Genomic DNA, 25,031 nt, shown 5'->3' on the forward strand with positions numbered 1-25,031 from the left:
CCAAGGCCAGCCTTCTACCCAGACCAGCCTGAAGCCGCGATCCGGCAAAGGCCCACCCATTTCGACCTGGCTGGTATCCGCGCACGCGCAACCAGCGCTAGCTGAACAGGCCTTGTCGTAGCGCCGAAACCACGGCCTGTGTCCGGTTGGAACAGCCGAGTTTCTGGGTAGCGATGGTGGCGTAGTGATTGACGGTGTGCTCGGAAAGCCCGGTGATGCGGGCGATTTCGGAGCTGGTCTTGCCCTCGGCGGTCCATTGCAGCACTTCGGTTTCACGCGCACTCAGCACCGACTTCGCCGAATTGCTGGCCGAATTGACCCGCGTCAATTGCCCGACCAGAAGCGTCGAGAACATCGCCAGCGTTGTCAGTTCCTCGACCGAGAGTGGCTTGCGCTCACCGCTGAAGGAGACCGCATGGCGCGCGCCCCGACCATCATGGACAGGGAAATAGACGCCCATGGTAAGACCGAATCGGGCAAACAGCGTATTGGCCTCGGTCGTTTCGGTGCCCGGCCGGTGATCATTGGTGAATCTGATATCAAACAGCACCGGCGTGATCTGCTTCCTCAACTGGTCAAGCACCGGGCTGTTGATGCCCAACTTCAACCGGTCATACTCGGCAATCAATTCCGGCGGCCAGCTCGAAATCATGGCAACTTGCGAGAGTGAAAGCCCGGCGCCGACTTTGACATTGGGCAGCGCAATCACCGAAAAGAAGCGAAACTCGTACTCGACACAGGTCTTGCGCAGCACCTGCATCGCATCGAACACTGTAGTGATTCCGCTGATCGGCTCGAACACCGGCGCAGATAGAATCGGATTATCCATCACGCCCACCAGGCCGCGACCTGCAACAGCAATGACCGGCAGCCGATGACAGCAAGCCTGCCTGCACCGGGGTGGCGATGCTTCAACGTTAAAGGCAGGCGATCACTGCGGTCAAACTGGAGCGGTGATGCAAATTCATACGACATGCCCAGCCCTCCAATTGACAGATGATTGTCCGAGATGGGATGGTTATCCGACCTGCCCCCCCACAAGCAATAAGCGAAATCTCGCCTAGTGGCTTACAACCCATGTTAATGGAACAACTGATTTTTAAGGGAAAACGCCTGTTCGCCCGGCATCTGCATCCATGCAGATGGGACAATTCGCGCTTTGAGGCAGATGAAGAAATGCGCCGGGACAATAATGCCCCGGCGCTTTCTATCAGATTATTGCAACAGGCCCTTGACCATGCCGCAGGCCTTGGAAAAATCCATCTGGCCCGGATAGCGCTCCTTGAGCACATTCATGCATTTGCCCATGTCGCGCAGGCCCGAAGCGCCGGTCTCGTCGATCACCGATGCGCATAGTTCGCGCACTTTTTCTTCCGGCAACTGCGCAGGCAGAAACTGCCGGATGATGGCAATTTCATCGCGCTCCTGCTGGGCCAGCTCAAGCCGGGCGTTTTCCTCGTAGATGGCAGCCGATTCCTCGCGCTGCTTGGTCATCTTGGTCAGGATTTGAAGGATTTCATCATCGCTGACAGGATCCTTGCCGGCGCCACGATTGGCGATGTCACGATCCTTGATGGCGGCCAAGATCAACCGCAACGTCGAAATGCGGCGGGTATCCTTGGCGCGAATCGCATCTTTCAGCGTTTCGACAAAGCGTTCACGCATCATCAAACTTACTCCAGCAGTTCATATGCCTACCCTTGGGTCCCTGGACACGGAACGGACAGCACTACTCCCAGGGCCGCACCCAGTTCAAGCTAATTATTGCCGGCCCTGCGACACCACGCTGATTGACCGCGGGCCGAGGCTTGTCTATTTACCAACATCTGCATGACTGGATCAAAGGTGCTCTCGACGCGGGAACTGCATTCCGCGCCAGGCTGTTGACCTGTATAAATGGCGATGCCCCGAACGAATTCAAGGGGCCCCGCCCGGCGATCAAGCGGCGCCGAGCCGCCAATGGAGTGGACATGACCACAAGCCCCTGGACCAAGACCAAACCCACCGCCGTGCTGGTATTTGCCGATGGCACCGTGATCGAAGGCCAGGGCGTCGGCGCTACCGGTCAGGCGCAGGCCGAGGTCTGCTTCAACACCGCGCTCACCGGCTATCAGGAGATCCTCACCGATCCATCCTACATGGGCCAGATCGTCACCTTCACCTTCCCGCATATCGGCAATATCGGCGCCAATGACGAAGACATCGAAGACCTCACCCCCGCCGCCCGCATCGGCGCGGTTGGCGCGATCTTCAAGGCCGACGTCACCGAACCCTCAAATTACCGTTCGGCAGTCCATTTCGACCAATGGCTCAAGACGCGTGGCATCATCGGTCTGTCGGGCATCGACACACGGGCGCTGACTGCCTGGATCCGCGAAAACGGCATGCCCAACGCCGTCATCGCCCACGACCCCGACGGCAATTTCGACGTTGACGCGCTCAAGGCGCTGGCAGCCGAGTGGAGCGGGCTTGAAGACCTTGATCTGGCCAAGGAGGCAACCTCGGGCCAGTCTTCGCAATGGACCCAGGCACCCTGGGTCTGGGATAAGGGTTTTTCAGAGACCGGCGAGACGGTGGCGCATATCGTCGCCATCGATTACGGCGTCAAACGCAACATCCTGAGACTTTTCTCCGGCCTTGGCTGCAAGGTCACGGTGGTGCCCGCCACCATGGCCGCCGAGGATATTCTGGCGATGGCGCCCGATGGCGTGTTCCTGTCCAACGGCCCCGGCGATCCGGCTGCAACCGGTGAATATGCCGTGCCGATCCTGCGCAAGCTGATTGACAGCGGCGTGCCGATCTTCGGCATCTGCCTGGGACACCAGATCCTGGCGCTGGCCGTGGGCGGCCGCACCGTCAAGATGCATCAGGGCCACCACGGCGCCAACCACCCGGTCAAGGACCACACCACCGGCAAGGTCGAGATCGTGTCGATGAACCATGGCTTTGCGGTTGATGCCAAAAGTCTGCCCGAGGGCATCGAGGAGACCCATGTGTCGCTGTTTGACGGCTCCAATTGCGGCCTTCGCCTGGTTGGCAAGCCGGTGTTCTCGGTCCAGCACCACCCCGAAGCCTCCCCCGGCCCGCAAGACAGCCACTATCTGTTCCGCCGCTTCATGAACATGATCAGCGAAAGCAAAGGCCTGCCGGTTCTCGCTGAACGCTAGAACCGTGATGTATATAAATTGGCGTTCAGATGGCTGCATTTGAACGCTCATCTACAGGCATTAATCAGTTGTGGTCAGCTTCTGGACCTCGGGTTTTCTCTTGAACAAATAGGGGACCTGTCTCGACCCGGCTGTGACCTTTCCCTCAATATTTGCAAGATAGCCATCCATATGGTGGTCCTTGGTGGAAAAATCGTTGATGTTCCGCCAGAAATCACCCACCGAAATACGATCGGCATCATGTTCATTCAGATAGCCAAAATCCGGACCCGCGCGCAAAATGACCTCGGGTGAAAAGTGCTGGTACTTCTTGGCGATGGTATAGGGCGGCACCATGGGAACAACATCCAGTTCGTTGATGACCCGCGTGAACACCGAAATCAATTTTGGAACAGGTGGCATCTCGGTAGTGAACTTCGGCTGACCGAAGGTGACGACCCGCTCGACGATGTATCCTTCGCTTTCGAGATAAGCAGCGACGATCACCGCGGCAGCGCCCCCGAGTGAATGGCCTGTCACACGCAGCGGCAAATCCTTGCGCAGGTAAGGGACGGCATTGTCATGAATGGCCGTCGCCACATCTTTGAACCCACGATGCAGAGGAATATCCAGAATATTATCCGGCAGGAGAGCCGTTTCGATATCTTCGAAAACGTTGGATTTTTGCGCTGTGCCCCGGATCGATAGTGTCTGCTTACGGTTGGCCAGATCAGTTTCGATGAAATAAAGAACGTCGATGGGTTGAAGAGTTACGGCCCGGGTGACCAACGGATATGCCTTGCGGATCTCCGCAATAGGATCGTAGGCCGACCTGGAACGTTTTGCATAAAATTCGAGTTCGACAAAATCGATCTTCGTTGGCACAACGACCGAAACAGATTGTCTGACACTCTGCGGCAGGCTGCCGGCGCAGCCTGACAGCGCCAATAGAAAAAGAACCAGAATGAGGGCAGAAACAGAACGTTTGGCCAGCAGGGGCGGACTGACCGTCCAGTGTGTATAAACCAGCATCTACGCCCCACGCCACGCCCTGTGGGCAAACCAACACTGCATTGGCTCTTCGCACCACCTAGCAAGACGTTATTAGCTCCTCACACTTTCTCCAAGGTAAAACAGCTCAGAAGTGGCAAGAAGCCCGACCATGACGAGAGCGCATCTTCCGGGCAACGCTCCCGGAAGACCAATTCAGGTCAGGCCTTCGCCGTTTGAAATGCCGGGCTCCACGTCAAGAATGGACGGGAAGCAGACTATTGTTGAGCTGCCACAAGGTCTGCATGCTGCACAGCCTTGATCGGCATGGGTGCTCTGCCCGTCAACGAAAGGATACACGCTAATGTATATCGCTTTCATGCACTCGCCGACCGCCTTGTTCTCCAGGCCGGCGCAGCAAGGTCATCAATCAAGTGGTGGCCAATCAAATGACTGGCCACCACAATTGAAACCAGCCTCCCTCATTCGAACTAGAGGAGCTTCAAGGTCTTGTTTTGAACCAATAACCGGTATTTGCCGATGTCGTAGTTGGGCTTGAGCGGGTCATCGTCGAAAGTGTCGTCCGCATAGTGATAAAGATGAGTTTTACGCTGAAACGACTCCGGCAAGGTCAATAGATCTTCGATCGAACAATGGAAGAGCTTCAAATCACCGCCAAGTACGTCCGTGGGACCAAAGCGGCATTCGTGGAGGACAACATCCGCTTGATCCAGCCACTCGATCAACGAAGGATCGAAACCGGTATCGGAACTGTAGCCAAGCTTGAAGTTGCCGAAATCGAACATGTAGGCGATTGTTCGCGGGAGATGGTTGGTCATGCGGTGCTCGACCGTAAATCCGCCGAAATCATGCACCTTCCCCATTGGTACGGGTTCGAAATACCAGTCGAATGATGCGATCCCATTGCCGGCGCGGGGCGATTCCTCGATCGCTGTGCGCAAATGCGTCCATATATCCTGAAGCAGCCAAGTAGGTGCGTAGATCCTAGACGGATTTTCGGTCTTGAAATACTGCATATATGCAAGCTCTTCGAGGCCTCCGACATGATCGGCATGCATATGCGTTATCATTATTTCCTTGTATTTATCAATCGTTACCTGTTGATCTCCAACACGATTATTTTCTGCAAGCATTTTTGGGATATAAGCAGGGCAATCTATAAATATTTCACGCCCGTCTACATTAAACACCATGTTGCTGTACCAAAATTTCTCTGTAAAAGCATCACCAACACCGAGTGGATAAATAGAAATAGATTTAGCCATACTTCACTCCTCCATTATTTAAAATATGCCATATTTACAAATGACTAGTTTTTATCCCACACAAATTTTGTATTTAATAGTGTCGTTGGTTTCTTTCTTTTCATATATTGATTGCGTTATTCCAAACATATGGACATCTCGATTTACCGTCCGCTGTTTCATTGAGGACGCATGAAGTGGCCCGTTGGTGAGCCTGGGGCAGAAGTCCACCACTTTTTTAGTATGGAGTGCCGCTTTGGGAGCCAGCGCTTCGGCCACGATTGCGTCATTCTGTGAAAATTCACGGAAAATGATCGGGTTCAAAGGTTGGATTTTCTCGGCAAATTGGTTGAGCGATTTTTGGCGAAGACAAGCGGATTTAGCCAACCCCACATCCTGGTAATTCTTCGACCGGCAGAAGGCTGAGATCCAACGCCCGACTTGGGCCGGCAAAACGGGATGGATCGTCTGAACGATGCTACATGACCCACCTGTGGCAACTTCCGTATCAGACCGGGAAACCGCCAAGGAAGGCACGAACGGGTTGCTTTGGTCCGAATTCGGTAATGCCAGCACACTGGCCCAAGAACCCGAAGGGCTCGAAGGGGTCGAAGAAGTCATTCGTGACAGACTGCCCGAAAGGCAAGTCTGGGCCAAATAGCGTCTTCAAGACCGGCACGCTGCAGCCCGCATGATACCCGCTCAGGTCGACGTAACGCCCCATTTTTCCGCGCCTTTGATCCTTTGACCATGCCCTCCGGGGACCCCGCTCTGGCTGGGTGAAGGGTTTGTCAGTGGCGCTACGGGTACCGCGTAACGCCAGGGGAGATGCATACCCGAATTGTATTAACCCGGTTCAGACAGCGTCTTGAAGGCGTTGGCCTGATACGGACCACCCATCATGCGCAGTCAGGTCACACAAATTGATGACACCTGTTCGCCCCCTTTGTTCGTGGCCTTTTTATCTGCTTTCACAATGTCATCAGACGCAGTAAGCATCCCAATCTTTGAATTTTTGGAACATGACATGGCGCAAAAAGCCACTATCTACAAAGTCGAACTTTCAGTCTCCGACATGGATCGTCACTATTACGACACCCATAAACTGACCGTTGCCAAACACCCCTCGGAGACGGATGAACGGCTGATGGTGCGTATTCTGGCTTTTGCGCTGAATGCCCATGAGCATCTGGAAATGACAAAGGGCCTTTCAACGGATGACGAGCCCGACATCTGGCAAAAAAGCCTGAGCGGCGAACTTGATGTGTGGGTGGCCCTTGGGCTTCCCAGCGAAAAAGTGATGCGCCAATCCTGTGGCAAGGCCGGCAAGGTGATCGTCTATCCTTACGGCGGCAGGACGGCCGAGATGTGGTGGGACAAGATCAAGAACAGCACCGCCCGTTTTGAAAATCTTCACGTGATAAATTTTTCCGAGAAAGACACGGGTGAACTGGCAAACCTGGCAAGCCGCGCAATGAATCTACAGGTAAATATTCAGGACGGCGATGTGATGGTGAGTGCTGGCGAGACCATCGTCAACGTCACCCCGTTGAAATGGAAGAGTGCCGCGTAACTCACGGGTTCGTGGCGCAAATCTGAGATTGAGCAGAACGGCGGCAAGGACTGAAATTGAAACAATACCCCCCCATCCTCGGCCAAAACTCTGAAACCATGGAAAAGCAATTGCCGCCTTGGTCCCCGGCGCAAAGAGACTAGGCAACCGGATTGCGTGGTTTATATACAGTACGGAATGGAGATATCGCATGGTCCTGACTCACCTAGAGAGGCTGGAAGCTGAGGCCATCCACATATTCCGCGAGGTGGCCGCGAATTTTGCAAAGCCGGTGATGCTTTATTCCGTGGGCAAGGATTCCTCGGTGATGCTGCGGTTGGCCATCAAGGCGTTTTACCCCGCCAAACCGCCATTCCCCTTTCTTCACGTCGACACCACCTGGAAGTTCCGCGAGATGATCGAATTCCGCGACCGGATAGCTGCGGATCTGGGGCTCGATCTTATCGTTCATGTCAATCAGGACGGCGTGAAGCAGGGCATCAACCCCATCGACCACGGCTCGAACACCCACACCCACATCATGAAGACCGTGGCATTGCGCCAGGCACTGGACGCACACGGCTTTGACGCAGCCTTTGGCGGGGCGAGACGCGACGAGGAAAAATCGCGCGCCAAGGAGAGGATATTTTCGTTTCGCAATGCGCAGCATGCTTGGGACCCCAAGACCCAGCGGCCGGAGATGTGGAAGACCTACAACACGCGTATAGGCGAGGGAGAATCAATCAGGGTGTTCCCGCTGTCCAATTGGACTGAACTCGATATCTGGCAATATATCCTGAAAGAGAACATCCCGATCGTCCCCTTGTATTTCGCGGCACCGCGACCGGTTGTCGAACGTGACGGCATGTTGATCATGGTCGACGACGATCGCTTGAAACTTCGGCCGGGTGAACAGATTGCCACCCGCACGATCCGCTTTCGCACCCTTGGCTGCTATCCCCTGACAGGTGCGATGGAATCAAATGCGACCACACTCGAGGACATCGTCGGCGAAATGCTGATCGCACGCACGTCCGAGCGTCAGGGTCGGTTGATCGATCGTGATGAAAACGGCTCCATGGAAAACAAGAAAAAAGAAGGCTACTTCTGATGCTCAACCCGGCGGGACCGGAATTGTCAGGTGGGGTGCGAGGCTATCTCAACCACCAGGAAAACAAGACGCTGTTGCGGTTCATCACCTGCGGCTCTGTTGATGACGGTAAATCGACACTGATCGGCCGTTTGCTCTATGACACCAAGCTGATTTTTGAAGATCAACTGGCCGCGCTTGAAAGTGACAGCCGCAAGCATGGCACCGCTGGCGAGGTCATTGATTTCGCCCTTCTGGTCGACGGACTGGAGGCTGAACGCGAACAGGGCATCACCATTGATGTTGCCTACCGTTTTTTCGCCACGCAGAAGCGGAAATTCATTGTCGCCGACACGCCAGGCCATGAGGAATACACGAGCAACATGGCAACCGGCGCTTCGACCGCCGAACTTGCCGTTGTCTTGGTCGACGCCCGCAAAGGCGTGCTCGAACAGACCCGGCGTCATTCCCATATTGTGTCGCTTCTGGGCATTCGTCATATCGTCCTGGCGGTCAACAAGATTGACCTGATGGATCATGATCAGAGCGTGTTCGACGCTATCGTTGAGGAATACCGCGCATTCGCCAAACCCCTCGGCTTTGATGACATCCACGCAATTCCGTTATCCGCGCGGTTTGGCGACAATGTATCAATCCGGTCGACGGCAATGCCCTGGTACGACGGTCCGACACTGATCGAGCATCTCGAAAGCGTGGTTTTGCCCGATAGCGCCGTCGAACTTCCCTTCCGTTTTCCTGTTCAACTCGTGGTGCGGCCGCATCTGGATTTTCGCGGATTTGCCGGCCAGATAGCATCCGGAAAGGTCGCAGTCGGCGACCAGGTGGTGGTGGCAAACTCCGGTCAGATGGGAAGTGTCAAATCCATCGTGACGGCTGACGGCTTGCTGGACGCGGCCCGCGAAGGCCAGGCGGTTACATTGGTGCTGGATGACGAAGTGGATATCTCACGCGGCTCCATGCTGTCCCATCCCGACGCAAGGCCACTGGTCAGCGATCAATTCCAGGCCCACGTAATCTGGTTCGACAAGAAAACCTTGATGCCGGGACGGAGCTACATACTGCGCACCGAAACCATGTCGACACCAGCCAGCGTGACCAAGCTCAAGCACAAGATCGATGTCAATTCGCTCACCCTGGAAGCCGCCACCCATCTTGACCGCAACGAAATCGGGGTGTGCAACATCTCCACCCAGATGCCCGTGGCGTTTGATGCCTACCGCGACAATCGCGCGACCGGCAATTTCACAATGATTGATCGAATGACCAACGCCACTGTCGGTGCCGGGATGATCGATCATGCGTTGCGCCGGGCAGACAATGTGCACCTGCAATCCATCGACGTGACACGCGAGGCACGGGGCGCGCTCAAGCACCAGAAGCCGGCAGTGCTATGGTTTACCGGGCTGTCGGGTTCGGGCAAGTCAACCATTGCCAATCTGGTGGAAAAACAGTTGCACGCGCTTGGGCACCACACCATGACGCTGGACGGCGACAATGTTCGCCACGGTCTCAACCGCGACCTTGGCTTCACCGAGGCAGACCGCGTTGAAAACATCAGGCGGGTTGCCGAGGTGGCGCGCCTGATGAGCGATGCCGGGTTGATCGTATTGGTCTCATTCATCTCACCCTTCCGTTCGGAACGGCTAATGGCGCGTGAAATGATGGCATCGGGGGAGTTCCTGGAGATTTTCGTCGACACGCCGATCGAGGAATGCGCCCGGCGCGATCCGAAAGGGCTTTATAAGAAGGCAATGGCGGGCAACCTTGCCAACTTCACCGGCATATCATCGCCCTACGAGGCGCCCGAGCAGCCTGATATTCATCTCAAGACGGTGGAGCAGAACGCCGAAGCCTTGGCCATGTCGGTTGTGGAATGGATGACGAGGAACTCGGTTGGTGGCATCTGACCAGATGGTCGGCCCAACATCGCACACTCTGCGAAGCTGCACCCTTTGGCACAGTTTGGCCTCGTTTGCAGATCGACTTCAGGCAGCGGCATTCTTCGCGTTATTCACTTCCATAGCGATAGCCGACGGATCGCCGGGCTTCGCGGGAACGGACTAGTTGGCTTCTGCCAGGCCAGGCAGATAGGGCGCGTAGTTCTTCCAGGTGCCGATGGACGAGGTGTAGATCGGCCGACGCACCTGGACAGCACTGGCGGTGCGCACAACCCGCTTTGTTGCATGAAAATCAATGCACCGCTGATCAAACTCCAAGCCGCACTGACCCAGCAGTGCGCGGATGGAGGTTTCGGGATCTGTGACGATGGTCTCGTAATTGGCTTCTATAATCCCGTCGCCAAACAGCGATTTCCAGTGCTGCATCAGCGACTGGTAATTGCGGTGGTAGTCAATCAACTCGCCAAGGTCATAGCTGAAGTGATGGCCGCCGGAGGGAAAGAAGATCTTGAACATCGACAGGCAGGTGTCACGCGGGTCGCGGGTGCAGTGAATAACCTTTGCATTCGGGAAAGCCAGCTTGATCAGGCCGACCATCAGGAAGTTGCCAGGCAGCTTATCGGTAAAATGGCTGTTGCCGGTGATCGTCTCGTCAAGTGCACCGAGATAGTCCTGTGCGATCTGCTGCACGTCATCGGCCTGCAGCAGCGAAGCGGCATCAGGAAAGCCCGCTGAGTGAAGCGTCAGCATCTTGGTAAAGACAGTAGCGGGAAACTGGGACAACTCGCCACCACCACTAACCTGCGGATGGCTGGCCAGGATTTGTTCGACCAGCGTGGTTCCGGAGCGAGGCATTCCCACGATAAAGATCGGAGCTGCAGTAGATGCGCCGAATCCCATGCGGGAGTCGAAGAATTCCCGATTGAATATCGTGCCGATTCGGGCGATTTGCTCAGCGCTCTTTTCGGGTGAATATTTCAGTGTTGCCCGATGGATGGAGTTGCCCTCAGTGAACAACTCAGACGCCCGTTCGAATTTGCCCTCTTTTTCCTCGTGCTTGCCAAGCGCGAAGCAGAGCAATTTGCGCTCATCGCTGCCTGGAGCGGCGAGCTTGTGAGTGTTGCGAATGCGGGTGTGCATGCCAGCGTCAAGCTGATCGCTTACAAAGGCGAGCGACGCCATGGCGTTGACGTGGCTGCGGTCCTGATCAAGCGCGATGGTGTAATGCTCTATCGCTTCGGCCATCTCGCCATTGTCGCGCAATGCCTGTGCAAGTCCGTACTCGGCCTCGGGGAAGCGAGGGCGGATGGAGAGCGCTCGGTGATAGTGAGTGATCGCTTCTTCCACCCGTCCGACTGCCAGCAGGGTGTTGGCTAGATTGGCGTGGACTGCGGCAACCCGTTCGTTGACCGCGAGCGCCCGTTGATAATAGCTGATTGCGCTCGCAGGATCGTCCATCCTCACGCTCAGCCCCGCCAGATTGTTCCAGGCATCAACGAGCTCGGGGTCAATCTGCAAGGCGGCCTTGAAGGTATCCATCGCCGCCGCGAGTTTGTCGGCATAGGACAACGCGGTCCCAAGATGGGTGAGCATGACGGCATCTTCGGGCATCGCGGTGGTCGCGCGTGTCAGATAAGCCACGGCCTTCTCAAAATTCTTCTGCTGGATAGCAATGATTCCGAGCAGTTGGTTGGCGTGGGCGTGATCTGGATCCTCGGCAAGAATGGATTCGCATGCAGCCACAGCACCGAGGGCGTTTCCGCCTTGATAATACTCCGCCGCCTGGGCCATGACCCGAGCGTGCGGGTTGTTGGCAAGGCCGCTTTTCGCGGATCGGGCGTTCTCCAGCTTTTGCTGGCGTCTTCTGGTCGCGCGGTTCATTGGTCACTTCTTGTTTGCGCAGCCCTCCAACCAACGCGTAAATCCTACCCCCCGTAATAATTTGCGCCTCCCAACCGAATAGCAAGGTGCGACATCCGGCTTGCTCTTCACTTTGGCGTGAACGAAGAGTGGCGAGAAATTGCCGGACAGCGGCCTCAAGTCGTGAATCGGCTGTTTTTCCATCTCGTATTGATCTGAGTCTACCCATCTGCAATCGCCAGTGGGAATGCATAGAACAATGGAGGATCACAAAATGGGATCTGACAACATCCGCACTGAAAGCCGACCGAACACGACCGGCCAAAAACGTTAGGTAAGAGGATAGGTATTCAATCTACAGCGAATGGCTGAAGCCTGCCGTCAGGTTTGGCGACATCTGATGGTTTCAACAGGCTGACGAGCCCCGGTCTGCCTGACCTCGCGTGTGCAATTTAGGCTTTGGCCACGTCCAAAAACAAATGCCGGTTGGCAAACCTGAGATTGAGCAGCACGGCGGCCACCCCGAGCCCGACCGCCAGTCCGGCCCAGATGCCCGGCCCGCCAAGGCCAAGGCCGAAGCCAAGCCCGTAGGCCGCCGACAGGCCGATCGGCCAATAGCTGATGACCGCCATGATCATTGGAATACGGGTGTCCTTGATGCCACGCAACAGCCCTGCGCCAATTGCCTGGATGGCGTCGACCAGTTGGAAGCCGGCTGCCACCAGCAACAGCGGCACCGCGACTTTCAGCAGTTCGGCCGCATCGACATTGGTCTCATCAAGAAACAGGCTGACAAGCGCCTCCGGCATCAGCCAGAACAGGGTGGCCGCGGCAAACGAGATCAGCACCGAAAGCCCCATTACCGTATGCGCGGCCCGCGCCAGCCCCGCCTTGTCACCGCGGCCATAGGCCTGACCGATGCGCACGGTGGCAGCATTGGACAAGCCCAGTGGCACCATGAAGCTGATGGAAGCGAGCTGAAGCGCGATGCCGTGGGCGGCCAGTTGGATCGTGCCGAGCCATCCCATCATCACCGAAGCGGCCAGAAACAGCCCGACCTCGGCCAGGATCGTCAGGCCGATCGGCAGGCCGAGCCGGAAGACTTCGAAAAACGCCGGCCATTCCGGTCGCCAGAAGCGCTGGAACAGCTTGTATTCCTGATGCCGTGGATGCCAGAACGCCCAGCCGGCCATGATCAGAAAAATCACCGAGGAGCTTACCACCGAGGCCACCGCAGCCCCGCGCACGCCCATTTCCGGCAGATTGAAATGGCCAAAAATCAGCCCGTAATTGAGGATGCCGTTGACGATCGTGCCGAACAGCGCCGACCAGAGCACGATTCCGGCCCGGGAGCGGGCAGCGAAGAACGACCTCAGCGCCATCATCATCAGCGCCGGGAACATGCCCCATTGGGCAATGCGGATGTAATCACTGGCAAGGGCTGCGAGTTCGGGCTTCTGGCCCAGCGCGATCAGCGCCGGCTCGAGCTGCCACAGCAACGGCATGACGACGACCGCGTAGAGCAGCAGGATCCACATGCCCATGCGCACCGAACGGCGCACATGGGTGGGATCATTGCGGCCTTCGGCCTGCGCCGCCAGCGGCAGCACCGCGCTGGCAAAGCCCGAGCCGAAAATATAGACCACGAAGAACGCCTGCGAGCCCAGCACGGTGGCCGCCAGTTCTTCGGTACCGTACCAGCCGAGCATCACCACATCGGTTGTGGCAATGGCGATCTGGGCGATCTGGGTGCCAACCAACGGCAGGCCGAGCGCCAGCGTGGCGCGCGCATGCGCTCCCCAGCTTTGTTCGTTCCGCGCTTGCATGGCTGACCCGCCCATCCGCTCTCTTCCGGTTTCGAACCAACGCTTATGCGCTGGCACCCCGGGCTTGGCAAGCCATCGCTCAGGACCAAAAACCATCGGCGCGATCAGCAACGGGAAGCCCGCTGTCTGGTCTTCAGCCATGAAAAAGCCGGGGACGAAAAAGTCCCCGGCAAGCTGTGCTGATCCATCTGTGACAAATCTCTGCCGCAGTGCGAATCCGGACCGTTTCTGGTCGATCGACGCTGTGTCGTTGTTCGCAAGCGCCCGGCGGAACATGCAAAATTTCGACTTTCCCCCGGGTTAACGGACGACAACGATAAAATTGGCCGAAGCGACCGCTATTTTTGACAGGTCGGCCGCGCGAGATCGGGCAAAACAAATGCACGCTTTTCAAGCAGGCCAATCGCTTTCATAATGGCCCATGGACACCATCGACATCCCCAACATGGTGCAAACCGTTGCCGCTTTGTTGAAAGCCGGCAGATCCTATGTTGTCCAGCCCTGGACATTCTACCAGTTGCTTATCATAGCCGCCTGTTATGGCGCGGCGTGGGCGATCTCGCTTAAGGTCGAGCCTTGGCTCGAGGTGCGCGCCCGCACCATCAAGGGCAAGCCCGGGCTGCTGCGGGTGATCATCGCCGTGATGCGGCGGATCGACTGGGTGCTGTTTCTGATCTTTCTGGCAGCCGCAAGGGCGACCTTGCTGGAACTGACCTGGCCTTCGCGGACCTATCTGCTGTCGTTGATCTTTGCGCTCGCCTCGGCCTGGCTGGCGATCACGGTGTTCTCGCGGATCATCCACAACAAGACGTTGGCGCGGCTGATCGCGCTGATCATATTCGGCTATGTGGCGCTCGGCATTCTCGACCTCAGGCCGGAAGCCGCGGCGTTTCTGGACCGGCTGGCGTTTCAGGTCGGCGATCTGCGGGTATCGATGCTGTTCGTTCTGCGCACGGTGGTGGTCACTGCCGGCTTCCTCTGGATTGCCAATCTGCTTGGCAATTTCTTCGACACCCGCATCCACCGTTTCGAGGACCTCTCGCCCTCGTTCCGGGTGCTCGCCGGCAAGTTCATCAAGATCAGCCTGATCATGATCGCGGTGATGATGGCGCTGTCGTCGACCGGTATCGACCTGACCGCACTGACCGTGTTTTCAGGCGCCGTCGGTGTTGGCCTCGGCTTCGGCCTGCAGAAGGTGGTGTCGAACTTCATTTCCGGGGTGATCATTCTCGCCGACCGCTCGATCAAGCCCGGCGACACCATCGCGCTCGGCGAAACATTCGGCTGGATCCGCGAATTGCGCGCCCGGTTCGTCTCGGTGATTACCCGCGACGGACGCGAGTATCTCATTCCCAACGAGGATTTCATCACCCACCAGGTGGTCAACTGGTCGTTCTCCGACAAGCTGGTGCGGCTCGATATCGAGTTCGGCGTGTCCTATGACAGCGACCCGCACGAAGCCTCAAAGCTGGCGATCCACGCCGCCAGTACCATCGACCGGGTGCTAAAATCCCCGTCACCGGTGTGCTGGATGACGGCGTTCGGCTCCTCCTCGCTCGATTTCAAGCTGCGCTTCTGGATCTCCGACCCGCAGGCAGGACTGACCAATGTCCGCGGCAAGGTGTTCCTGGCGCTTTGGGATGTCTTCAAGGAAAACGGCATCAAGATCCCCTACCCGCACCGCGAGATCATCATGACCACCCCCGTGGAGGTGGTGAACCGCGACGAACCGGATGCCGAATCGCCGACCGACGGCGGCCCGGCCCCGGACAACCCCAAACCAGACTGACACCGATCCGAACGGCTGGCGCGGCAACGCGGTACCGGCAGATGCTGGCTGGTCGGCTGGTCCTTCCGGTCGGCGTCATGACATCTGGATCGGGGGCGTCAGACCGGGTTGTTGAAGGTGTCGCAAGCCTCCAGCCGGCCGCTTTCGAAGCCGCGGGCGAACCATTCCTTGCGCTGTGCCGAGGTGCCGTGGTTGAAGCTTTCAGGCACCACATAGCCTTGCGTACGCCGCTGCAGCGTGTCGTCGCCGATCTGCTGGGCGGCGTTGAGTGCTTCTTCCAGATCGCCGCGCTCGAGGATTCCCTTCTGCGCGGTGTAATGGCCCCAGATGCCGGCGAAGCAATCAGCCTGCAATTCGACCCGGGTCGACATCCGGTTTTGCTCGGTCTGGCTCATCGACTGGCGCATCTGGTTGAATTTGGGCAGCACGCCGATCAGGTTCTGAACGTGGTGGCCGACTTCGTGGGCCAACACATAGGCCTGGGCGAAATCACCCGACGCCTTGAAGCGCTGCGCCAGCTCGTCGTAAAACGTGAGATCGATATAGACCTTCTCGTCGCCGGGGCAATAGAACGGGCCGGAAGCAGCGCTTGCATTGCCGCAGGCGGATTGCACCGAGCCTGAAAACAGCACCAGCGTCGGCTCGCGATAACTCTCGCCCTGCGATTTCATGACGCCGTTCCAGACATCCTCGGTCTCGGCCAGCACGGTGGCGACGAATTGCGTCATCTCGTCTTGCCGGGCGGGAGAGACCTGCTGCGTGCTGCTCTGCCCGCCAACGCTGGCGCCGGGATTGCCGCCGGCCAGGATCTGCAGCGGATCGATGCCCATGAATTTGAGCACGAAGAATACCACCGCGAGGATGATGATGGTCTTGATGCCGCCACCCGAGGCACGGCGCATGCCGCCGCCGGGAAGCTTGACGCCACCGCGGCCAAAGGGATTGCCGCCGCGCCCGAACGGATTGCCGCTGCGGGGAGCGCGTCCGCGCCGGTCCTCGATATTGTCGCTCTGGCGACGACCCTTCCATTCCATGGCACGGTGCTCCTGTGCTGGCCTGACATTTGAATGCGCCAGACGCCGTTTTGTTCACTTCAAGCATGACGGATGGTCCGCGCGCAAGCCAATCGGCGTTCATTGATGCACCGGTTTCATACCGCGCGACGCCTGAGCCGGGTAACCGCGACGGCACAGACTGCGACAGCGAGGGCGGAAAACAGTCCGATCAGCAGTGGCATGATCGCCACATGCACGGCGCCCGCACCGGGACCGAAAACGCTGGCATTCATGATCCGCCCCGGCATCAGCGCAAACAGCCCGGCAATGCCGATGGCGCCGAAATAGAGCGCTTTGACCACCCGCTTGTGCCGGACGAAATCGCGCCGCCGCGCCGAGCGAACCACCTCCACCAAGCTGACAAGCACCACGACCGACAACAGATGGATCGGTGAAAATCCGTAAAACAGATTGATTTCATGGATGAAGAAGGTCGAAAGTGCCGTCATCGCCATCAGCACGATCCAGACCCGACCTGAGATTCGATGCCGGGGCGTTCCCTTGCGCGCCCACAGCATGTGGGCGCCGATGATCGCGGCTGCAACCACGGTGACGACATGGAACTGGATCGCCGGGCTGGCGTGAAGCAGAGGTTCAAGTGTCATGGGATGCTCCTGTCTGTACTGGCCGCGGCGGTTGGTCTGATGCAACGCCGGCGGTCCGGTTGCCAAATCACCGCCCATCGGCCATGGTCGCCACCGATCCTCAATGCCCCTTGCGCCTGTGACCCGGAGAATTTCGTGAGCGACACGTTGCTGCAATCCACGCTTCGTGAACTGCGCACGTTGTTGTCCCGGCCGCGACTGTGGCTGGTGTTCGCGCTGGTGGTCGGGCTGTTCTCGCTGACCGGCCCGTTCGGCACCTACGAGCGGCTGCCGTTTCATTCCCGGCTGGGTTACTGGCTGAGCCTGCACACCGGCGCCTGGGGTTGCGCGCTGGTGTGTGTAGCGTTTTCTGACACCGCGCTCAGCCGCCGGATCGCCCACCGCATGATCCGCATGTTGATCGGCGCCATTGTCGCAGCGCTGCCAATCGGGGTGGTGATCACCGCCATCAACACAGCCGTCATCAAGGCGCCGTTCGATCTATCCCAATTTGGTGAAAATGCACTGGTGGCGCTGCCGATTTCGATCGGCTTCTGCGTGCTGGCCTGGCTCAGCCTGAGCAGCGGCGAAGATGCCAACGCGGCTCGAAAACACGATGCTGATGATACGCCGGCATCAATTGCGCCGACGCCGCCCGAAGCCACCATCACACCGGCGTCGGTCAACCGACCGGACCGGCCCGACCGTCCGGCGCTGCTCGATCGCCTGCCCGTTCCCAAGCGCGGCAGTCTGATCCGGCTCGAGGTGCAAGACCATTACGTACTGGCGATAACCGACAAGGGCTCGGAACTGCTGTTGATGCAGCTGGGTGACGCCATTGTCGAAGCCGGCACCGGCCAACAGATTCATCGCTCGCACTGGGTAGCCGATCGTGGCGTCGAGAGCATCACCCGCCAGACCGGCACCAACCCGCGGCTGATGCTGCACACCTAGGACGGGCAAACCCTGCCGGTCAGCCGCAGCCATGTCGCCGCGGTTCGCACCCGATGGGCCGGTCGCCTCAACCGTTGAGTGGCTTGATCCCGATCATGGCGTACCCACGCATGATCGCGCATGGGTACTAGTGGCAAGAATTTTCGGGCCGACAGGAGGCGTTGATGAGACAGAAGCGACAAAATGCGAGATTGCCCGCCAGGGCAGGCATGGCCGCATGGGCGGGAATGGCGTTGTGTCTGCCGTTGCTGGTCTCGCCGGCGCTGGCCGATCCCGCCGCCGTGGCCCGCGGCGAAAAAGTTGTCGAGGAATGGTGCCGCGACTGTCATGTGCGCGAGGGTCAAAAACTCACCGCAGACATGGCGCCGCCCTACTCGGCCATCGTCGCCATCGAAGGCCGTGACCGCGCCTGGTTCGAGGCTTTTCTCGAGGCCGACCATTTCCCGATGACCACCTTTCGCCTGTTCGATCATGAAAAGGCCGACGTGGTGGCATGGCTGCTGGATTTGCAGAAGAGAACGAAATAGGTCGCCAGGGGTCGGGCGAAAAAATGGCCCGATCCGGGGAGCGCACCGGGCGGTATGCCGGATGTCAGATCAGTGCAGCGCACTCACCGAGGGCTTCGTTGCAAAGTCGCCAACTGGATGCCGGTTGGCGGAACCGAGGAACCTGCGCATCATCACGTGTCCCAGCGCCACGACAAGCAGCGAGACATATCCGTCGATGGCATAATGCCAAGCCAGGTAGACAGAACTGATAGCGATCAGGACCACATAGGCAAAACCGATTGAGCCCCATATGCGGGAACGCTCGGCAAGAAAAAATGCATTCATGGCGACCAGACCCACGTGAACGCTGGGGAACGCCGAAATGCCCCCGCCAAAGCCGGCGCCATTTGAGGCGTAAAGCGACCAGAGGTATTCTTGATAGGCGGCAGCCGAATGTTGCCAATGGCTTTCTGCAAGAAAGGCCAGTTGAGCGCCAAACCGTGTGTAATCTCCAGTAACATCCCCATAATAGGCCGGGCCGGCGGACAGAAACAGGCCGGCGAGCAGGTTGCCGCAAACGATCCAGACAAACAGGAACATGGCCAGATACCGTGTGCGCACGCCATCCGCGCGCGGCGATGTAGCGACATAAAACAGCGCCCCGAAGTTGAGGATGAACCACACCACATTGTAATTGAATTCGATCACGCTGCGTACCAGCGGGCTACCGGCGACCGCGTAATACAAGCGCCAGGGATCAACACCGAAATGGAGCATGGCGTCGATGTCGGCCTGCAACCGGTCGTGCGGAAAGCCACCATATATCAACGGCAGGGCGTTCTTGATCGAGGTAAAGCTCCCCTGAACCAGCGTCACGCCCGCCATCAACAGAATACCTGCGGCAAGCGCCGCAAGCCGCTCGGATGAAAAGGTACGCCGGAAGGCAAGCATCCGCTTGCTATCGAATCGCGCGATCACCAAGACTGCGTCAAAGCCGAGCGCCACCAGCGGCATGAGCACCGCAAATCCCTTGATCGCAGGCCAGATATACAGTGCATGCGACGTCGCTCCGGGGGTACCGACAAGCGCCAGATAGACAAGTGCGACGACAGTGTAGGCAATAGCCGCGTAATAGAACCACGCATCCTGCTGTAGCCGTTTGCCGATTGCCGAAACGACCCGCTTGCGGTGAAAGGTGGTTTGCTCGCTCATTATGCCTGACTCGTCCGCTTGCAATTTGCCCGATCAAACTGACAGCATCGGCTTAATAACCTGTTGAACGCCGAGCGGCAGCGCCTGTGAGGCCCGATGATCGGTTGATCTGAGTTCCGGCCGCGTCCGGCGCACGTCTGCCGGCATGACTTTGGTGCCATGCACGAAGATGCCTATCGGAATACCAGGGTATAGTCTGTTCAGGCGGCAGCCACGGCAGATGGATTGCATGCAACCGACGACCGGGCGCCAGCGGCTTGCCTCAGGAACAATCTTTTCGACAGGTAATAACTCAACGTGACGATGATGATTGAGGCATAGCCATCAACTGCATAATGCCAGCCAAGATACACTGAACTCGCCAGCACGAAACCGACATAAACAAACGCCACGGCTCCGAGCCATCGCGAATAGGCGGCCAGGAAACAAGCATTCATGGTGATCAGCCCCACATGAACGCTGGGGAACGCCGATATACCGCCACCTATTCCGGGCTGGCCGCGCTGATAGAGCTCCCACAAATGACCTTGAAACCCCGCTGCGGAGCTGACCCCGTCACTTTGCGCCAAAAAGGCAAGCATCTCGGCGTAGCGCGCCTCATCACCCGTCACACCACCGTAAAAGGCCGGGCCGGCAGACAGAAACAGCGCCGCCAGCACATTGCCGAGAATGATCCAGACAAACAGAAACATGGCCAGATAGTGCGCTCGCACCCGGTCGGCGCGTGGAGATGTCGCCACAAAAAACAGCGATCCAAAACAGATGAGATGCCAGAACATGTTGTAATTCAGCTCAATGATGGTGCGTACTGTCGGCACCTCGGCGAACGCATAGAGATAGCGCCAGGGTGCACTGCCAAAATGCAGGAACCGGTCCAGATCCGCCAGGTAACGATCATAAGGGAAACCGCCCTGAAGATTGGCAAAGGATATCTTGATCGAAGTGAAGGTACCCTGAAACAGAGTGACCGCGACCATCAGCATCAGGCCCGATGCCAGCGCGGCAATGCGGGCACTGGAGAACGTGCGCTTGAACGCCAGCATCCGCCGACTGTTGAACCGATAAATGATGCGTCCCAGATCAAACAGGATCGCGACCAGCGGCATCAAGCCCAGGAACACCACGAGCGAGGGCTCGACATAGGTCGCATGTGCCGTCTGGGCCAATTGGCCAAATACTAGAAGATAGATGAGTCCGATGGCAGTATAACCAATGACTACGGTGTAGAACCAACTGTCGGCGTACAGCCGCCACCATACACCAGAGCCGAAACTCCCCAGTAAAGCAATCATCATCAGTCCCATAAATTTGTGCATCAAAGATTGTAACTAGAGGTTGCGACTACCGCCTTAAGATAGGGTTACCGAACAGGAGAGTGCGTGTTTGGGCTTGGCCCGCTGTGCCCCACGCGGTTTCACCCGCATCTGCCAATGTGATGAATTCGCTGCTGGAACTGTGATTTCTGCACCGAAATGCAGTCACATTTTTTTGCCTCGGCAATAGGCGGCAGGCACTTACTCGGCTGAGTAACACCGTAAGATCAAGCTCCGGGATATGTCTTTGAACCGGACAGAGCCTTCAACCTGACTTCCCAACGGCCTGCAGAGCGGCAGCTACGTTTGCCCAACTCACTTTACCCTTGAACAATCCCGCATGGGGGGTTTCGCTTTCGGGGCGTTTTCCCTATAAGCCGCGTTTAGCCTTAGATTTTACGCGTGGCCTCTTCCGACCCGGATCTTCCAAGTGGGATTCCCGACGGGGGATTTTTTGCGCGAAGCTTGCCAGAATCGGACCCGGACCATGCCAAAACGTAACGATATCAAGTCGATCCTCATCATCGGTGCGGGACCGATCGTTATCGGGCAGGCCTGCGAGTTCGATTATTCCGGCACCCAGGCCGTCAAGGCGCTGAAGGAGGAGGGCTACCGGGTCATTCTGGTCAACTCCAACCCGGCAACCATCATGACCGATCCGGGTCTGGCCGATGCCACCTATATCGAGCCGATCACGCCCGAAGTTGTGGCCAAGATCATCGCCCGCGAGCGCCCCGACGCGCTGCTGCCGACCATGGGCGGCCAGACCGCGCTCAACACGGCGCTGTCACTCAAGCGCATGGGCGTGCTCGAGCGCTACAATGTCGAGATGATCGGCGCCAAGCCCGCTGCCATCGACATGGCCGAAGACCGGGCGCTGTTCCGCGAGGCGATGGCCCGCATCGGACTGGAGACGCCGCGCTCGTTTCTGGCCAACGCTACCGAACACAAGGACGCCGACCGCAAGCTGCACGAGGCCGAACGCGCTCGGCTGCGCGGCGAGTTATCCGGCGACGCGCTCGACACCGCGCTTGATGCCCTGGAAAACACCTGGAACCTCGGTGAATCCGACCGCAAGCAGCGCTACATGAGCCACGCCATGGCCCAGGCCGCCCGCGCGATTGACGAGATCGGCCTGCCGGCCATCATCCGCCCCTCTTTCACCATGGGCGGCACCGGCGGTGGCATTGCCTATAACCGCGCCGAATTTTTCGACATCGTCAGCTCCGGCCTCGATGCCTCACCGACCACCGAAGTGCTGATCGAGGAATCGGTACTGGGCTGGAAGGAATACGAGATGGAGGTGGTGCGCGACACCGCCGACAACTGCATCATTATCTGCTCGATCGAGAACATCGACCCGATGGGCGTGCACACCGGTGATTCCATAACCGTAGCGCCGGCGCTGACCTTGACCGACAAGGAATACCAGATCATGCGCAACGCCTCGATCGCGGTGCTGCGCGAGATCGGCGTCGAGACCGGCGGCTCGAACGTGCAGTTCGCCGTCAATCCCGATGATGGCCGCCTGGTGGTAATCGAGATGAACCCGCGGGTATCGCGCTCGTCGGCGCTGGCCTCGAAAGCCACCGGCTTCCCGATCGCCAAGGTCGCAGCCAAGCTCGCCGTCGGCTACACGCTTGATGAGCTGGAAAACGACATCACGCAGGGCGCGACTCCGGCCTCGTTCGAGCCTTCGATCGATTACGTCGTCACCAAGATCCCGCGCTTTGCTTTCGAAAAATTCCCTGGCGCTGAGCCGCTTCTGACCACCGCGATGAAATCGGTGGGCGAAGTCATGGCGATTGGCCGCACCTTTGCCGAAAGCCTGCAGAAGGCACTGCGCGGGCTTGAAACCGGGCTCACCGGCCTCGACGAGATCGAGATCCCCGGCCTCGGCGAAGGCGACGACGACAACGCCATCAAGGCTGCCATCGGCACCCCAACGCCGGACCGGCTCAGAATGGTGGCGCAGGCGCTGCGGCTTGGCATGAGCGCAGAAGAAGTGCATTCGATCTGCAAGATCGATCCGTGGTTCCTGGCCCAGATCGAGGATATTCTGGCGATGGAAGCGCGCGTGCGCGAGCACGGCATTCCGACCGACGCAGAAAACCTGCGGCGGGTCAAATCGATGGGCTTCTCCGACGCACGGCTTGCCTCGCTGACAGGCAAGCGCGCCCCTGAAGTGGCCAAAGCCCGCCACGCGCTGGGCGTACGTCCGGTCTACAAGCGGATCGACACCTGTGCGGCCGAGTTCGCTTCGCCCACCGCCTATATGTATTCGACCTATGAAGTGCCGTTTGCAGGTGCGCCGGCTTGCGAAGCCCGCGTCTCCGACCGCCAGAAGGTGGTGATCCTTGGCGGCGGCCCCAACCGCATCGGCCAGGGCATCGAGTTCGACTATTGCTGCTGCCATGCCGCCTTTGCGCTCAAGGACGCCGGCTATGAGGCGATCATGGTCAACTGCAACCCGGAAACCGTGTCGACCGATTACGACACCTCCGACCGGTTGTATTTCGAACCGCTGACCGATGAAGACGTGCTCGAAATTCTGAACAAGGAACAGGAAGCAGGAACGCTGAAGGGCGTGATCGTGCAGCTTGGCGGCCAGACCCCGTTAAAACTCGCGGAAGCGCTGGAAAAGGCCGGCATCCCGATTCTGGGCACCGCGCCCGACATGATCGATCTGGCCGAGGACCGCGACCGCTTCCAGAAGCTCTTGCACAAGCTCGACCTGATCCAGCCCACCAACGGCATCGCCTATTCGGTCGAGCAGGCGCGGCTGGTGGCGACCGACATAGGCTTCCCGCTGGTGGTCCGCCCGTCCTATGTGCTTGGCGGCCGCGCCATGCAGATCATCCGCGACGAGACAAACCTGTCCAACTATTTGCTCGGCACCGTGCCGGAACTGGTGCCCGAAGACATCAAGGCACGCTATCCCAACGACAAGACCGGGCAGATCAACACCCTGCTCGGCACCAATCCGTTGCTGTTTGACACCTATCTGACCAACGCCATCGAAGTGGATGTCGACTGCATCTGCGACGGCACGGACGTCAATGTCACCGGCATCATGGAGCACATCGAGGAAGCCGGCATCCATTCAGGCGATTCTGCCTGCTCGCTGCCGGTCCACACGCTGTCGCCTGAAATGGTCGACCGTCTAGAGGTCCAGACCGTAGCACTCGCCAAGGCATTGAATGTCGGTGGTCTGATGAACGTTCAGTTCGCCATCAAGGACGATGTGATCTACGTGCTCGAGGTCAATCCGCGCGCCTCGCGCACGGTGCCGTTTGTGGCCAAGACCGTCGGCTCGCCGATTGCCAAGGTGGCAACACGGGTGATGACCGGCGAGAAGCTGGCCGAGGCTTTCGCAGCTTACGGCGCTGTCCCCAACCACCGCACGCTCACGCATATCGCCGTCAAGGAAGCCGTGTTCCCGTTCGCAAAGTTCCCCGGCGTAGACACGCTGCTCGGGCCGGAAATGCGTTCGACCGGCGAGGTCATGGGGCTTGATCGCGATTATGCGCTGGCGTTTGCCAAGGCGCAGCTTGGCGCCGGCGTCGACCTGCCACGCTCGGGCCGGGTGTTCGTCTCGGTGCGTGACGAGGACAAGCCGCGCGTCGTCGAAGCCATCCGCATTCTGGTCAGCAACGGCTTCAAGGTGATGGCCACTTCCGGCACCGCCGATTACCTCAAAAGCGAGGGCTTCGAGGTCGAGCACGTCAACAAGGTGCTCGAAGGCCGTCCGCATATCGAGGATGCAATCAGGAACCGTCAGGTGCAGCTGGTGATCAACACCACCGAGGGCGCCAAGACGATCTCGGATTCAAAATCCCTGCGCCGCGCAGCCCTGATGCAGAAAGTGCCCTACTTCACCACCATGGCCGGCAGTCTCTCGGCCGCGCAGGCCATTGCCGCGCTCAAGGCCGGCAATCTAGAAGTTCACCCGCTGCAGAGCTATTTCCCGGCGGCTTGAGGGCCGGGA

Annotated in this window: 20 protein-coding genes; 8 read left to right on the forward strand and 12 right to left on the reverse strand. The window is 58.5% G+C overall.

The window, feature by feature from the left end; all coding sequences use genetic code 11:
- Positions 1 to 97: 97 nt before the first annotated feature.
- The 3 genes from ACK6D9_RS19085 to ACK6D9_RS19095 form a co-directional block, all read right to left on the reverse strand.
- Positions 98 to 829: a helix-turn-helix transcriptional regulator gene (locus ACK6D9_RS19085; RefSeq protein WP_412049716.1), complete on the reverse strand. Its 732-nt coding sequence runs from the start codon at positions 827 to 829 to the stop codon at positions 98 to 100.
- Complete coding sequence (locus ACK6D9_RS19090; RefSeq protein WP_412049717.1) at positions 829 to 975, reverse strand: hypothetical protein; 147 nt, start codon at positions 973 to 975, stop codon at positions 829 to 831. The genes ACK6D9_RS19085 and ACK6D9_RS19090 overlap by 1 nt, the downstream gene beginning before the upstream one ends.
- A 240-nt stretch (positions 976 to 1,215) precedes the next feature.
- Positions 1,216 to 1,665: a GatB/YqeY domain-containing protein gene (locus ACK6D9_RS19095; protein ID WP_322989652.1), complete on the reverse strand. Its 450-nt coding sequence runs from the start codon at positions 1,663 to 1,665 to the stop codon at positions 1,216 to 1,218.
- Positions 1,666 to 1,964: 299 nt separating this feature from the next.
- Here ACK6D9_RS19095 and carA point away from each other — a divergent pair, with 299 nt between their 5' ends.
- Positions 1,965 to 3,167, forward strand: a complete 1,203-nt coding sequence (gene carA, locus ACK6D9_RS19100) for a glutamine-hydrolyzing carbamoyl-phosphate synthase small subunit (protein WP_412049718.1) — start codon at positions 1,965 to 1,967, stop codon at positions 3,165 to 3,167.
- 60 nt (positions 3,168 to 3,227) lie between these two features.
- Here the strand turns inward: carA and ACK6D9_RS19105 are convergent, their stop codons facing one another.
- The 3 genes from ACK6D9_RS19105 to ACK6D9_RS19115 all read right to left on the reverse strand — a co-directional run bounded on the left by ACK6D9_RS19105 (position 3,228) and on the right by ACK6D9_RS19115 (position 5,788).
- Positions 3,228 to 4,178 (reverse strand): lipase family protein, encoded by a 951-nt coding sequence (locus tag ACK6D9_RS19105; protein ID WP_412049719.1) that lies wholly within the window; start codon positions 4,176 to 4,178, stop codon positions 3,228 to 3,230.
- A 449-nt stretch (positions 4,179 to 4,627) separates the two neighbouring features.
- Positions 4,628 to 5,422: an MBL fold metallo-hydrolase gene (locus ACK6D9_RS19110; protein WP_412049720.1), complete on the reverse strand. Its 795-nt coding sequence runs from the start codon at positions 5,420 to 5,422 to the stop codon at positions 4,628 to 4,630.
- Between the two features lie 51 nt (positions 5,423 to 5,473).
- Positions 5,474 to 5,788: a hypothetical protein gene (locus ACK6D9_RS19115; protein ID WP_412049721.1), complete on the reverse strand. Its 315-nt coding sequence runs from the start codon at positions 5,786 to 5,788 to the stop codon at positions 5,474 to 5,476.
- A 514-nt stretch (positions 5,789 to 6,302) separates the two neighbouring features.
- On the opposite strand from ACK6D9_RS19115, the gene ACK6D9_RS19120 reads away from it, so the two are divergent.
- The 3 genes from ACK6D9_RS19120 (at position 6,303) to cysN (ending at position 9,971) form a co-directional block, all read left to right on the forward strand.
- On the forward strand, positions 6,303 to 6,974 hold the full coding sequence (locus tag ACK6D9_RS19120; protein ID WP_412049722.1) for a YaeQ family protein: 672 nt from the start codon (positions 6,303 to 6,305) through the stop codon (positions 6,972 to 6,974).
- 190 nt (positions 6,975 to 7,164) lie between these two features.
- A complete protein-coding gene (gene cysD / locus ACK6D9_RS19125; protein WP_412049723.1) occupies positions 7,165 to 8,064 on the forward strand; it encodes a sulfate adenylyltransferase subunit CysD in 900 nt (299 codons plus the stop codon).
- Positions 8,064 to 9,971 (forward strand): sulfate adenylyltransferase subunit CysN, encoded by a 1,908-nt coding sequence (gene cysN / locus ACK6D9_RS19130; protein ID WP_412049724.1) that lies wholly within the window; start codon positions 8,064 to 8,066, stop codon positions 9,969 to 9,971. The genes cysD and cysN overlap by 1 nt, the downstream gene beginning before the upstream one ends.
- A 153-nt stretch (positions 9,972 to 10,124) precedes the next feature.
- Here cysN and ACK6D9_RS19135 read toward each other — a convergent pair whose 3' ends face one another.
- Entirely contained in the window at positions 10,125 to 11,843 is a 1,719-nt protein-coding gene (locus ACK6D9_RS19135; RefSeq protein ID WP_412049725.1) for a tetratricopeptide repeat-containing sulfotransferase family protein, read from the reverse strand.
- A 431-nt stretch (positions 11,844 to 12,274) separates the two neighbouring features.
- Entirely contained in the window at positions 12,275 to 13,663 is a 1,389-nt protein-coding gene (locus tag ACK6D9_RS19140; RefSeq protein WP_412051848.1) for an MATE family efflux transporter, read from the reverse strand.
- Positions 13,664 to 14,069: 406 nt separating this feature from the next.
- Between ACK6D9_RS19140 and ACK6D9_RS19145 the strand changes: the two genes are divergently transcribed.
- Complete coding sequence (locus ACK6D9_RS19145; protein ID WP_412049726.1) at positions 14,070 to 15,437, forward strand: mechanosensitive ion channel family protein; 1,368 nt, start codon at positions 14,070 to 14,072, stop codon at positions 15,435 to 15,437.
- Between the two features lie 98 nt (positions 15,438 to 15,535).
- On the opposite strand, the gene ACK6D9_RS19150 is transcribed toward ACK6D9_RS19145, so the two are convergent.
- Both ACK6D9_RS19150 and ACK6D9_RS19155 read right to left on the reverse strand, forming a co-directional pair.
- Positions 15,536 to 16,471, reverse strand: a complete 936-nt coding sequence (locus ACK6D9_RS19150; protein ID WP_412049727.1) for a neutral zinc metallopeptidase — start codon at positions 16,469 to 16,471, stop codon at positions 15,536 to 15,538.
- Between the two features lie 116 nt (positions 16,472 to 16,587).
- Positions 16,588 to 17,097, reverse strand: coding sequence for a DUF2306 domain-containing protein (locus tag ACK6D9_RS19155; protein WP_412049728.1), 510 nt, complete (start codon positions 17,095 to 17,097; stop codon positions 16,588 to 16,590).
- Between the two features lie 135 nt (positions 17,098 to 17,232).
- Here ACK6D9_RS19155 and ACK6D9_RS19160 point away from each other — a divergent pair, with 135 nt between their 5' ends.
- Positions 17,233 to 18,030, forward strand: coding sequence for a DNA-binding protein (locus ACK6D9_RS19160; protein ID WP_412049729.1), 798 nt, complete (start codon positions 17,233 to 17,235; stop codon positions 18,028 to 18,030).
- Positions 18,031 to 18,194: 164 nt separating this feature from the next.
- Entirely contained in the window at positions 18,195 to 18,557 is a 363-nt protein-coding gene (locus ACK6D9_RS19165; protein ID WP_412049730.1) for a c-type cytochrome, read from the forward strand.
- A gap of 69 nt (positions 18,558 to 18,626) precedes the next feature.
- On the opposite strand, the gene ACK6D9_RS19170 is transcribed toward ACK6D9_RS19165, so the two are convergent.
- Positions 18,627 to 19,730 (reverse strand): phosphatase PAP2 family protein, encoded by a 1,104-nt coding sequence (locus tag ACK6D9_RS19170; RefSeq protein WP_412049731.1) that lies wholly within the window; start codon positions 19,728 to 19,730, stop codon positions 18,627 to 18,629.
- 200 nt (positions 19,731 to 19,930) lie between these two features.
- On the reverse strand, positions 19,931 to 21,046 hold the full coding sequence (locus ACK6D9_RS19175; RefSeq protein WP_412049732.1) for a phosphatase PAP2 family protein: 1,116 nt from the start codon (positions 21,044 to 21,046) through the stop codon (positions 19,931 to 19,933).
- Between the two features lie 484 nt (positions 21,047 to 21,530).
- Between ACK6D9_RS19175 and carB the strand changes: the two genes are divergently transcribed.
- Positions 21,531 to 25,022, forward strand: coding sequence for a carbamoyl-phosphate synthase large subunit (carB, locus tag ACK6D9_RS19180; RefSeq protein ID WP_412049733.1), 3,492 nt, complete (start codon positions 21,531 to 21,533; stop codon positions 25,020 to 25,022).
- Positions 25,023 to 25,031: the final 9 nt, after the last annotated feature.

This window comes from Hoeflea sp. Naph1 (assembly GCF_046837775.1).
Taxonomy (GTDB): domain Bacteria; phylum Pseudomonadota; class Alphaproteobacteria; order Rhizobiales; family Rhizobiaceae; genus Hoeflea.

What these genes read in the sequence shown, in the direction of transcription:
- ACK6D9_RS19145 (WP_412049726.1), top strand. Translation starts at nt 14,070, where the DNA reads ATGGACACCATCGACATCCCCAACATGGTGCAAACCGTTGCCGCTTTG.
- ACK6D9_RS19175 (WP_412049732.1), bottom strand. Translation starts at nt 21,046, where the DNA reads ATGCACAAATTTATGGGACTGATGATGATTGCTTTACTGGGGAGTTTC.
- ACK6D9_RS19120 (WP_412049722.1), top strand. Translation starts at nt 6,303, where the DNA reads ATGCGCAGTCAGGTCACACAAATTGATGACACCTGTTCGCCCCCTTTG.
- ACK6D9_RS19085 (WP_412049716.1), bottom strand. Translation starts at nt 829, where the DNA reads ATGGATAATCCGATTCTATCTGCGCCGGTGTTCGAGCCGATCAGCGGA.
- cysN (WP_412049724.1), top strand. Translation starts at nt 8,064, where the DNA reads ATGCTCAACCCGGCGGGACCGGAATTGTCAGGTGGGGTGCGAGGCTAT.
- ACK6D9_RS19090 (WP_412049717.1), bottom strand. Translation starts at nt 975, where the DNA reads ATGTCGTATGAATTTGCATCACCGCTCCAGTTTGACCGCAGTGATCGC.
- carB (WP_412049733.1), top strand. Translation starts at nt 21,531, where the DNA reads ATGCCAAAACGTAACGATATCAAGTCGATCCTCATCATCGGTGCGGGA.
- cysD (WP_412049723.1), top strand. Translation starts at nt 7,165, where the DNA reads ATGGTCCTGACTCACCTAGAGAGGCTGGAAGCTGAGGCCATCCACATA.
- ACK6D9_RS19155 (WP_412049728.1), bottom strand. Translation starts at nt 17,097, where the DNA reads ATGACACTTGAACCTCTGCTTCACGCCAGCCCGGCGATCCAGTTCCAT.
- ACK6D9_RS19150 (WP_412049727.1), bottom strand. Translation starts at nt 16,471, where the DNA reads ATGGAATGGAAGGGTCGTCGCCAGAGCGACAATATCGAGGACCGGCGC.
- ACK6D9_RS19165 (WP_412049730.1), top strand. Translation starts at nt 18,195, where the DNA reads ATGAGACAGAAGCGACAAAATGCGAGATTGCCCGCCAGGGCAGGCATG.
- ACK6D9_RS19170 (WP_412049731.1), bottom strand. Translation starts at nt 19,730, where the DNA reads ATGAGCGAGCAAACCACCTTTCACCGCAAGCGGGTCGTTTCGGCAATC.
- ACK6D9_RS19135 (WP_412049725.1), bottom strand. Translation starts at nt 11,843, where the DNA reads ATGAACCGCGCGACCAGAAGACGCCAGCAAAAGCTGGAGAACGCCCGA.
- ACK6D9_RS19095 (WP_322989652.1), bottom strand. Translation starts at nt 1,665, where the DNA reads ATGCGTGAACGCTTTGTCGAAACGCTGAAAGATGCGATTCGCGCCAAG.
- ACK6D9_RS19105 (WP_412049719.1), bottom strand. Translation starts at nt 4,178, where the DNA reads ATGCTGGTTTATACACACTGGACGGTCAGTCCGCCCCTGCTGGCCAAA.
- ACK6D9_RS19110 (WP_412049720.1), bottom strand. Translation starts at nt 5,422, where the DNA reads ATGGCTAAATCTATTTCTATTTATCCACTCGGTGTTGGTGATGCTTTT.
- ACK6D9_RS19140 (WP_412051848.1), bottom strand. Translation starts at nt 13,663, where the DNA reads ATGGGCGGGTCAGCCATGCAAGCGCGGAACGAACAAAGCTGGGGAGCG.